We start from the raw sequence: 10,478 nt of genomic DNA, 5'->3' as shown, positions 1-10,478 counted from the left end.
GGCGATCGCAGGCCGCGCGAGGACGGTGATGAGCGTCCGCGAGCAGCCAGAAGCTTTGCCGGAGAGGGGCGCTCCGAGCGTCCGCGCGGTGAAAGACCGTTCGGGGACAAGCCCTCGGGTGACAGGCCTTCTGGTGACAGGCCGCGCGGCAAGGGCTTTGCGGCCAAGCCCGGTGGGGCCAAGCCTGGTGGGGCCAAGAGTTTTTCCGGCAAGCCGAAAGGCGCCAAACCCGGTGGTGACAGGCCGGGCGGCGACAGGCCTGCAGGCGGGCCGTCCAGAGGTGGTGCTAAAGGAAAAGGAATGACGCGCGGTGCGGATCGTCGGCGGTGAGTTTCGCGGACGGCCTCTCGCCGTGCCAAAATCCAACGAGATCCGGCCGACTGCCGACCGGACGCGCGAGAGCCTGTTCAATATATTGAGCCATGCCTATCCGGAATGCGTCGATGGCACCCGGATCCTCGACCTTTTTGCCGGCACCGGCGCCGTCGGCCTCGAAGCCGTTTCACGCGGCTGTCGCCATGCACTTTTCGTCGAAAACAGCGTCGAGGGCAGGGCGCTGCTCTGGGAAAACATCGATGCGCTCGGCCTGCATGGCCGCACGCGCATCCTGCGCCGGGATGCGACAGATCTCGGTAGCGTCGGCAATCTCGAACCCTTCGACGTGCTCTTTGCCGACCCGCCCTATGGCAAGGGTCTCGGTGAGAAGGCGATGGCGGCGGCGGCCGAGGGCGGCTGGCTACGGCCGGGCGCAATCGCCGTGCTCGAAGAACGCGCCGATATTGTCGTTTCCGTCCATCCTTCCTATGTTTTCCTCGAAAGCCGCATCTTTGGCGATACGAGGGTGCATTTCTTCCGATATCAGCCGCAGTAAGCGGGGGCGGGCGTGCAGCAGGCAGAGATCATCAGCCCGAAATTGCCCGCGATCAGCGATCTGCCGACGGTCGCGGTTGCTTTCGGCGGCGGCGGCGCGCGCGGGCTTTCCCATATCCATATCATCGAAACGCTCGATGAACTCGGCATCCGCCCGGTGGCGGTATCGGGCTCGTCGATGGGCGCGATCATGGGCGCCGGCATGGCTGCCGGCATGTCCGGCGCCGAAATCCGCGAACATGCGCTGACGACCGTCGGCAACAAGACGGCGGTCGTCGCCCGCATTTGGGGCCTGAGACCGGCGACGGTGCGCGATGCGGTGGCCAAGGGTATCCGCATTGGCCAGTTCAATCTGGAGCGGATCCTGAAAGCCTTCCTGCCGTCCGAACTGCCGGCCCGCTTCGAGGACCTGCTGGTTCCGATGAAGGTGATCACCACCGATTATTACGGGCAGTGCGAAGTCATCATCGAGCAGGGCGAGCTGTTTCCGGCGCTGGCCGCCTCGTCCGCCATCCCCGCCGTCTTCATGCCGGTGCGCCTGCGCGACCGAGTGATGATCGACGGCGGCATCAGCAATCCGGTGCCCTATGAATGCCTGATGGATCTTGCCGACATCGTCGTCGGCATCGATGTCGTCGGCGCGCCGGAAGGCGACGGCACCCATATTCCGAACCGCATGGAGAGCATCTTCGGTTCCGGCCAGCTGATGATGCAGACGGCGATCTCGCTGAAGCTCAAGCTTCGCCCGCCGCACATCTTCCTGCGCCCGACGGTCGGCCGCACCGGCGTCATGGATTTCCTCAAGGCCCGCGAAGTCCTCGCCATGTCCGTCGGCGTCAAGGACGATTTGAAATTCGCCCTTGACCGGGAAATCGAGGCGCGGCTGAAACGCTAGAGCAATTCCAGGAAAAGTGCGAAGCGGTTTTCCGCCCGGAATTGCTTAAGAACAAAAAGTTAGAGCGGCTCTGCGCTTCAATGAAAAGCTGAACCGCTCTGTCGGTCGGATTGACCGTTGGTCCACGGATGAAGGCTTGGTCAGCCGATGTTCGGTGCAGACCCGCGCGAAGATGGACGGGTCAAGGAAGCGGAGGCTGGGGCCCGTGCTGTTTTTCGCGAGGTTCCAAACCGGTCGGGCAGCCCAAATTCCGCGGGCGTTTCACCGAGCATCGCTTCGGCTATCAGCTCGGCATCGTCATTGTCGATCTCGAAGAGGCCAAAGCGAAGTTGATAGCCCCAGCTTGCCCGACCGCTTGTGAAGGATAGTCGGTCGAGCAGTGGCCGGATAGGCGTTTCCATGGCCGGCCACCAGGCGACATCCCGCCTCCAGGGGCGGAAGTCGGGATGAACTTCCACCTGATATGCATCAGTTTCCTTGACCATGCCAATTGCAGTCAACGCTTGCAGCCGATCCCTGCCGCCAAATGTTTCGGTCGGCGAATAGTAGATCACGCGGTCACCAGGCGCGCTCCGCCTAAGCGGAGCGGCCTTTCCGTGACAAACCTGCATGAAACCCGCTTCCCGCCCGATGCGTACATGGTTTGCCGATGCCACTGCGATCCAGTTGCGGGACATGTTTCAGGCTTCCGCCACGTTATAGACGCGCAGGCGATGCCCGTCGGGATCCGCCGCGACAAAGCTACGGCCGAAATCGAGGTCGGTCGGCGGCAAAAGGATGGTCGCGCCCTTGCCTTGCCATTCGGTGTGAAGCGTATCGACCAGGTCTGCTGTCGCGACTTTGAAACCGAGGTCGCAGCCGCCGCCCGTGGGAGCTGGCGCCGGCTCAACGCCCGTCTTGCCCCAGAGCCCAAGTGCCAGACCCGAAGGCAGGATGAACATGGCGAAGGTCGGGCTGGCCTCAACGGTGTCCAGCCCGAGCAGTCGGGTATAGAAGCTGGCGCTCTTTGGCGCGTCGGCGACGAAGAGTAGAATGCTGTTGCTGTCGATCACGGTAAGCTCCTGTTTGTCAGTCAGGAGGACATTTACAGAAACATGCTGACAGATTCTGGCAGTAGCGAGTCCCCGGCGGCGAGTTCGCCACGCTCAAGCTTCGCACGTCCTGGAGTTGATCTAAGCGTCCGCCGTCGCATCCGCCGTTCCGGCCAACGGATCGTCCTCGAAGGGATCGGCAGCACGTTTCGGCTTGACCAGCGGTTCGGGGCGGACGGGGTGGGAAAACAGCATGTCGCGCCCGGCCTGCAGCCCTTCGGACACCTGCAGCACCAGACGCGCCTCGTCGCGCTTGCGGATATCCTCGCCGATTTCATAGGCGTCGACCTCGGAAACGCCAAGCGCCTCCAGTGTTCGCCGCCCGAAGAGCAGGCCCGATTCCAGCGTTTCACGCAGCTCGTAGTCGACACCCTTGTTGCGCAGTTCGATCGAATGGATGCGGTCGTAGGAGCGCACGTAGAGCCGCGTCTGCGGATAGTCGGCCTGCACCAGCTCCACCACCTTGTCGGTGATTTCCTTCTTCTGCGTGCAGACGAGCACGATCTTCGCCCGGTCGATGCCGGCCGAGCGCAGCACGTCCTTGCGGGCGCCGTCGCCGAAATAGATGCGGAAGCCGAAAGAGGAGGCCTGGCGGATGCGGTCGGCCGAAAAATCGATGACGGTGACGCTGCGCCCTCCGGCAAGCAGGATCTGGGCGGCGATCTGGCCGAAACGCGAGAAGCCGACCATCAGTACGTCGGCGCTGGCGCCCTCGAAATCCTCGTCCAGCTCCTCCTGCTCGTCGCCGCGCAGCAGCCGCTTCGAAAGGGCCGATCCGATCGGCGTCAGCGCCATGGACAGCGTGACGACCGCGACCAGCAGCGAGGCCGTGCTCGTCGACATCAGCCCGACCGTACCCGCCGTGGTGAACAGCACGAAACCGAATTCGCCGCCCTGCGGTAGCAGGAAGGCGATGCGGATCGCATCGTCGTGCGGGGAGCCCGAGATCCGGCAGAGCCCATAGATGACGATCGCCTTGACGGCCATGACGATCGGCACGGCGACGATGACGAAGAGCGCGTTGTCGGCGAGAACGTCGAGTTCCAGCGACAGGCCGACGGCGATGAAGAAGATAGCGAGCAACACGCCGCGGAAAGGCTCGATATCCGCCTCCAGCTCGTGCCGGTAGGAGGATTCGGCAAGCATCACGCCGGATAAGAAGGCGCCCATCGCCATCGAAAGCCCGGCAAGTTGCATCAGGCTCGCCGATCCCATGACGACGAAGAGGGCGGCCGCGATCATTGCCTCGCGCGCGCCGGTCCGAGCGATGATCTGGAAAAGCGGCGTTAGCAGGTAGCGTCCCATGACGATCATCGCCGCAACCGCACCGACGGCGACCGCGAAATCCAACAGCGGTGCGTTGTTGCCCTTGTCGCCGCCATCGAGGATGGTGATCAGAGCCAGCAGCGGCACGATTGCCAGGTCCTGGAACAGCAGCATCGAAAAGGAACGTTGCCCGTATCTGGTGTTGACGTCGCCGTCGCCCTCGAGGATCTGCATGGCAAAGGCGGTCGAAGACAGCGCCAGGCCAAATCCGGCAACGATGCTGCCGCGCCAGTCGAGAACTTGGGAAAACCAGGCAAGTGCGGTCAGCGCCAGCCCCGTCACCACCACCTGCGCCGTGCCGAGGCCGAAGATGTCGCGCCGCATCTGCCAGAGGCGGGTGGGCTTCAGCTCCAGTCCGATGATGAAGAGCAGGAAGACGACGCCGAGTTCGGCGACGGCGAGGATCTGTTCGCCGTCGGTGATGCCGTGGAAGACCGGGCCGATGACGATGCCGGCGGCGAGGTAGCCGAGCACCGTGCCGAGCCCGAGCTTCTTGAAGATCGGAGCGGCGACCACCGCGCCGCCAAGCAGCAGGATCGTTTCGGAAAAAAGGGCATTGGGCGCTGACATGCTGACAATTTCTTTCAACGGCAGGGAGCACGCAGGCAGCCCCGATAAAGAATCGGCGGCGGCGGCCTTGATGCTTGGGAGAGTGCACAATAAATGGAAGCCGAAGGAAAGGCCAAATCATGTCCTCTGAAATTGATTCCTCGACACTTCTTTCCCGCGCAACTCAATTGATCGATCTGGCAAGGAAGGCAGGGGCTGATGCCGCCGATGCCGTCGTCGTCCGGTCGCGCTCGCAATCGGTCAGCGTGCGCCTCGGCAAGGTCGAGGGCACGGAATCCTCCGAAAGCGACGATTTTTCCCTGCGCGTCTTCATCGGCAAGCGCGTCGCCAGCGTTTCGGCCAATCCGGGCTTCGATCTTCAGGCGCTTGCCGAACGCGCCGTTGCCATGGCCAAGGTTTCCCCGGAAGACCCCTTCGCCTGCCTGGCGGATGAGGCGAGCCTTTCGAGATCCTATCCCGACCTGCAATTGCTCGATACCACGGAGGTCTCCTCCGAGATGCTGCGCGAGGCGGGTCTTGCGGCTGAGGCGGCCGCGCTTGCGGTCAAGGGTGTAACCAATTCCTCCGGCGCCGGCGCCTCAGCCGGCATGGGCGGCCTCGTTCTTGCCACCTCGCACGGATTCGAAGGCAGTTACATGGCCTCGCGTTTCGGCCATTCCGTCAGCGTCATCGCCGGTGAAGGCACCGGCATGGAGCGCGATTATGATTTCGACAGCCGTCTCTATTATGCCGAGCTCGACGACCCCGCTGAAATCGGCCGCCGCGCCGGCGAACGGGTGATCAAGCGCGTCAATCCGCGCCAGGTGCCGACCGGCAAGGACGTCACGGTGATCTTCGACCCGCGTGTCGCCCGCGGCTTCGTCGGCCATATCGCCGGTGCGATCAATGGTGCTTCCGTCGCCCGGAAGTCCAGTTTCCTGCGCGACAGAATGGGTCAGCAGGTGCTGAAGTCGGGCCTGTCGATCACCGACGATCCGCTGATCGTGCGTGGGCCCTCCTCGCGGCCCTTCGATGGCGAGGGTGTGTCCGGCGAGCGGCTTGTCATGATCGAGGATGGTGTTTTGAAGCACTGGTTCCTCTCGACCTCGACCGCGCGCGAGCTCGGCCTCGAGACCAACGGCCGCGGCGTGCGCGGCGGCACCGCCGTCTCGCCTTCCTCCACCAACCTTGCGTTGGAACCCGGCGACATTTCGCCGGAGGATTTGATCCGCAGCGTCGGCAACGGTTTTTATGTCACCGAATTGATCGGCCACGGCGTCAACATGATCACCGGCGAATACAGCCGCGGCGCCACCGGCTTCTGGATCGAGAACGGCGAACTCACCTTCCCGGTCTCCGAGGTGACGATCGCCTCGAACCTCAAGGAGATGTTCATGCGCCTGACGCCGGCAAACGACATCGACCGCAAGTTCGGCGTCGCGGCCCCCACCTTCGCCATCGAAGGCATGACGCTTGCCGGACGCTAGAGCATGATGCCGAAAAGTGTGCGCGGTTTTCGGACGATATCATGCTCCAACTGTAGTTCAGAAATGGATTGATCTGATGAGCGACATGGAGAAAGCCCGGTGGCAGAGCGATCTCACGCTGATCGCCGATGCTGCGAGAGAGGCGGGCGCCGTCGCTTTCGGCTTCTTCAACCAGTCTCCCGAGGTCTGGTGGAAGAACGAGGACCGGTCTCCTGTCAGCGCTGCCGATTTCGCTGCAAACAAGACGCTCGAGACCATCCTGCGCAAGGCCCGGCCGGATTATGGCTGGCTGTCGGAGGAAACCGACGACGATGCCGACCGTCTCTCACGCGAGACACTGTTCATCATCGATCCGATTGACGGCACGCGCGCCTTCCTCGGCGGGCAGAAGGTCTGGTGCGTCAGCGTTGCGGTGGTTCATCGCGGCCGGCCGGTGGCCGGCGTGCTCTATGCCCCGGCGCTCGAGGAGCTCTATGAGGCGGTCGAGGGCGGCGTGGCGCTGAAGAACGGCGTGCCCTTCACCGTTTCGGCCGCCGGAGCGGAAGAGATGAGCCGCCTTGCGATCGGCGACGACCTGCTGAAGACCTTTCCGACGGAATTCCGCGACCGGGTGACGCGCGAGAAATACATTCCCTCGCTCGCCTATCGCATCGCCATGGTGGCGGACGGTCGTCTCGAAGGCACCTTCGTCAAGGGCAATTCCCATGATTGGGACCTTGCCGCCGCCGATCTGATCCTTGTCTGTGCCGGCGGCGGCCTCGTCGACATCGAAGGCCAGCCGATCGTCTACAACCGCGCCGAAGTCACCCACAAAGTTCTCTGCGCGGCCCCAACGCGCCGCCTCGGCGAATTCCTCGCGGCCTTTGCGGAGCGACGAGACAGTTGACGTTTCCGTCAAAATCCCGCAGATGGGTGGCGGAGGAGAATAGGCAGAAAGAGAACAAAAAATGACTGAATCCGGTGACAAGAAGCAACTTCTGCATCTCGTTTTTGGCGGCGAACTGGAAAGCCTCGATGACGTCCAGTTCCGTGATCTGCAGGGTCTCGATATCGTCGGTATTTTCCCGGATTATGCCACGGCGCTGACGGCCTGGAAGGCGAAGGCGCAGCAGACGGTCGACAATGCGCATATGCGCTACTTCATCGTCCACATGCATCGTTTGCTCGATCCGCAGGAAAAGGCCAGGGGCAACTGACCTTGGCAAGTGCTGCCGGCCGGCCGCTCGTCGAGCGGGGCTTTGGTGCATCGGGCGCCCGTCGATCCGGATTGTTGGACGCATTCTGAACAAATTAATCGGCCATTGCGGCCGCAACGATAATTAGGGAATGGGTTTGATGTCGATCGGTTTTGATCGGAGGCTGGCGCAATGAGCTCCAGGATGGCGCGCTTCGGTCTGAACGCATACCGTCTGGCGGGAACCGTGGCCTCTCCTGTGGTCGGCCTCTATATCACCTACCGCACGGCCAAGGGCAAGGAAGACCGGGCCCGCCGCCTGGAACGTTTTGGCTATCCGAGCGCCAACCGGCCGCAAGGCCCGCTCGTCTGGTTTCATGCCGCAAGCGTCGGTGAAACCAACGCCGTCATCCCGCTGATCCGTGAAATCCGCCGCCGCGACATTCATGTCATCCTGACGACCGGCACCATCACCTCCGCCAAGCTCGCCGCCGAGCGCCTCGGCCAGGAAGCGATCCATCAATACGTGCCGCTCGACCTGAAGCCCTCCGTCAGCCGCTTCCTCGATTATTGGCAGCCCGATTGCGCCATCATCGCCGAATCCGAGATCTGGCCGGCAACGGTACTGGAACTCGGCCACCGCCGCATTCCGCAGATCCTGATCAATGCCCGCATGTCGGACCGCTCCTTTGCCCGCTGGCGCCGGCGCCCGGCGATTGCCGAAGCCTTGTTCGAGAATCTTGCCCTCGTCATCGCCCAGTCGGATGTCGATGCCGAACGTTTCCGCGATCTCGGCGCTGTCCCTGTCATCACCTCGGGCAATCTGAAGGTCGATACCGACGCACCGCCTTATGACAGCGCTGTCCTCGCCCGCTATAAGAAGCAGATCGGCGAGCGCAAGACCTGGGCGGCGATCTCGACCTTCGACGGCGAGGAGAATGCCGCAGCCATCGTTCACCGGGCGCTGAGGGAGCGAGATCGCCAATTGACGATCATCGTGCCGCGCCATCCCGAGCGCAGCGACGAGATCGAGGCGGCCCTGGTCAAGCAGGGGCTGAAGGTCGCCCGCCGCACCCGCGACGATGTCTTGTCCGCCGATGTCGATATCTTCCTTGGCGATACGATCGGCGAAATGGGCCTCTATTTGAGACTGACGGAAATCGCCTTCGTCGGCCGCTCGCTCTTTGCCGAAGGCGGCCAGAATCCTCTGGAGCCTGCCATGCTCGGCTGCGCCATTCTCTCCGGCGGCCATGTGCAGAATTTCCGCGATGCCTATCAGAAGCTTGCCCGCAGCGGCAGCGCCCGCATGGTGCGCGATACCGAAATGCTGGCCAAGGGCGTGCATTACCTGCTGATCAACGACGAAGCCCGCCGCAATATGATCGAGGCCGGCATCACCGCCGTGCACGAGATGCGCGGCGCGCTGACGGCGACGGTGAAGGGGCTGGAACCCTATATCAATCCGCTGACGGTGAAGGCGCGGCTGTTGCCCAAGGCCGTGGCCCAGGTCTAAGGAGATATGATGTCGGTAGCGTCCCCTATCAAAGGCATTCTCTTCGACAAGGACGGCACGCTGCTCGACTATGATGAGAGCTGGCTGCCGGTCAACCGCGAGCTTGCCCGCATCGCAGCCCAGGGGGATGAGCCTCTCGCCGACCGGCTGCTTTCCGCTTGCGGCATGGATCCGGTGACCGGCCATATCGTTCCCGACAGCCTGCTTGCCGCCGGCAATACCCGCCAGATCGCCGAGGGTCTCGTTGCCGCGGGCTCGATGGTCGATGTCGGCGAACTGACGGTCCGCCTTGACGAGCTCTTTTCCAGCGCTGCCGAATTTTCCGTGCCGGTGACCGATCTTGCCGGTTTCTTCGCCCGGCTGCATCGGCGCGGCTTCAAGCTCGGTGTCGCCTCCAGCGACAATGAACGATCGATCCGCCAGACGGCGGAACGTTTCGGTTTTGCCCCCTATGTCGATTACATCGCCGGCTACGACAGCGGTTTCGGCGTCAAGCCGGAGCCCGGCATGGTGCTCGGCTTCTGCGCTGCAACCGGTCTTTCGCCTGAAGAGGTCGCCATGGTCGGCGACAACAACCACGATCTGCATATGGGTCTGAATGCCGGGACGGGGCTGAGGATCGCGGTGCTGACCGGCACCGGTTCGCGGGATTCGCTTGCTGCCGCAGCCGATCACGTGCTTGACGATATCACCGCCATCGAGACCCTGCTGCCCGATCTGCAGCCCGCCTGACCGCCGGCACTTAACCGCGAACATCGGAATCGATTTTCGCGGTTAAGTGCCGGTTCAAAGTCGTAGAGCGTCCTTGACGCGTCCTGTCGGAGGCGCGGTGCCGTAAGGGCTTGCATTTTTTCAGGTTTTGGCTTCTCAATCCGTCCGGTCGAAAAGCAAGGGGCTGGCTGTGGCTAAAGCAATTCCAGCAAAAGTGCACAGCGGTTTTGCCGGGAAAAGCGCGCAGCGACTTTCCCAAGGGATTGCGTGAGAACAAGCCGGGCAGGGGAGCGGGACGGCAAGATGATATCCGAAGCGCCACCGTTCTGGTGGAGGAAAGCCGATTGGCGGGCCTGGCTGCTGCTGCCGCTTTCTTTTCTGTATGGCCGTATCGCCGGCCACCGCATGGCCCATGCGCGCCGCGCCTCTGTTCCGGTTCCCGTCATCTGCGTTGGCAATTTCACCGTCGGCGGCGCCGGCAAGACGCCGACGGCGCTGACGATCGCCCGCGCCGCCAAGGCGAAGGGGCTGAAACCCGGCTTTCTCAGCAGGGGTTACGGCGGCTCGCTCGATGTGACGACGGTGGTCGATCCCGATCATCACCGGGCGGGCGCCGTCGGCGACGAGCCGTTGCTGCTTGCCCAGGAAGCACTGACGGTGATTTCCCGCCGGCGCGTCGAAGGGGCTGCGCGGCTGGTGGCGGAGGGCGCCGATCTCATCATCATGGATGACGGTTTCCAGAGTGCCCGGCTGGCGATCGACTATGCCCTGCTCGTCATCGATGCGACCCGCGGCCTCGGCAACGGCCATATCGTGCCGGGCGGTCCGGTCCGCGCGCCGATCCGCCAGCAGCTGCGTTCTG

The 10,478-nt window shown here is 63.2% G+C and carries 11 protein-coding genes and 1 pseudogene; 9 read left to right on the top strand and 3 right to left on the bottom strand.

The annotated features are described in order from the left end of the window. The 3 genes and pseudogenes from MOV76_RS36135 to MOV76_RS36125 form a co-directional block, all read left to right on the top strand. Positions 1-330: pseudogene (locus MOV76_RS36135) on the top strand (pseudouridine synthase); the annotation flags it as partial. Further along, entirely contained in the window at positions 311-871 is a 561-nt protein-coding gene (gene rsmD, locus MOV76_RS36130) for a 16S rRNA (guanine(966)-N(2))-methyltransferase RsmD (RefSeq protein WP_017959156.1), read from the top strand. The pseudogene MOV76_RS36135 and the gene rsmD, both read left to right, overlap by 20 nt. Positions 872-883: 12 nt before the next feature. Further along, positions 884-1,765: a patatin-like phospholipase family protein gene (locus MOV76_RS36125; protein WP_018244977.1), complete on the top strand. Its 882-nt coding sequence runs from the start codon at positions 884-886 to the stop codon at positions 1,763-1,765. A gap of 140 nt (positions 1,766-1,905) precedes the next feature. Here MOV76_RS36125 and MOV76_RS36115 read toward each other — a convergent pair whose 3' ends face one another. The 3 genes from MOV76_RS36115 to MOV76_RS36105 form a co-directional block, all read right to left on the bottom strand. Beyond that, a complete protein-coding gene (locus tag MOV76_RS36115) occupies positions 1,906-2,442 on the bottom strand; it encodes an EVE domain-containing protein (RefSeq protein ID WP_065277840.1) in 537 nt (178 codons plus the stop codon). 3 nt (positions 2,443-2,445) lie between these two features. Continuing rightward, the gene (locus MOV76_RS36110) at positions 2,446-2,817 is read right to left on the bottom strand and encodes a VOC family protein (protein ID WP_247266346.1); all 372 of its coding nucleotides are present in this window, start codon (positions 2,815-2,817) and stop codon (positions 2,446-2,448) included. Positions 2,818-2,937: 120 nt separating this feature from the next. Then, positions 2,938-4,752: a monovalent cation:proton antiporter-2 (CPA2) family protein gene (locus MOV76_RS36105; protein ID WP_115157036.1), complete on the bottom strand. Its 1,815-nt coding sequence runs from the start codon at positions 4,750-4,752 to the stop codon at positions 2,938-2,940. A 119-nt stretch (positions 4,753-4,871) separates the two neighbouring features. Between MOV76_RS36105 and MOV76_RS36100 the strand changes: the two genes are divergently transcribed. The 6 genes from MOV76_RS36100 to lpxK all read left to right on the top strand — a co-directional run. After that, entirely contained in the window at positions 4,872-6,218 is a 1,347-nt protein-coding gene (locus MOV76_RS36100) for a TldD/PmbA family protein (protein ID WP_018244982.1), read from the top strand. A gap of 76 nt (positions 6,219-6,294) precedes the next feature. Next, positions 6,295-7,104, top strand: coding sequence for a 3'(2'),5'-bisphosphate nucleotidase CysQ (locus MOV76_RS36095; RefSeq protein WP_065277911.1), 810 nt, complete (start codon positions 6,295-6,297; stop codon positions 7,102-7,104). Positions 7,105-7,165: 61 nt separating this feature from the next. Beyond that, positions 7,166-7,414 (top strand): DUF4170 domain-containing protein, encoded by a 249-nt coding sequence (locus MOV76_RS36090; RefSeq protein WP_018244984.1) that lies wholly within the window; start codon positions 7,166-7,168, stop codon positions 7,412-7,414. A 171-nt stretch (positions 7,415-7,585) separates the two neighbouring features. Then, positions 7,586-8,905, top strand: a complete 1,320-nt coding sequence (gene waaA / locus MOV76_RS36085; RefSeq protein ID WP_028734924.1) for a lipid IV(A) 3-deoxy-D-manno-octulosonic acid transferase — start codon at positions 7,586-7,588, stop codon at positions 8,903-8,905. 9 nt (positions 8,906-8,914) lie between these two features. Beyond that, on the top strand, positions 8,915-9,637 hold the full coding sequence (locus tag MOV76_RS36080; RefSeq protein WP_222284445.1) for an HAD family hydrolase: 723 nt from the start codon (positions 8,915-8,917) through the stop codon (positions 9,635-9,637). Positions 9,638-9,919: 282 nt separating this feature from the next. Then, a partial coding sequence (lpxK, locus tag MOV76_RS36075; protein ID WP_247266345.1) for a tetraacyldisaccharide 4'-kinase occupies positions 9,920-10,478 on the top strand: 559 nt, incomplete at its 3' end.

Source organism: Rhizobium sp. PRIMUS64, assembly GCF_023006465.1.
In the GTDB taxonomy this organism is placed as follows: Bacteria; Pseudomonadota; Alphaproteobacteria; order Rhizobiales; family Rhizobiaceae; genus Rhizobium; species Rhizobium leguminosarum.
This window is presented reverse-complemented; position numbering and strand designations above follow the sequence as displayed.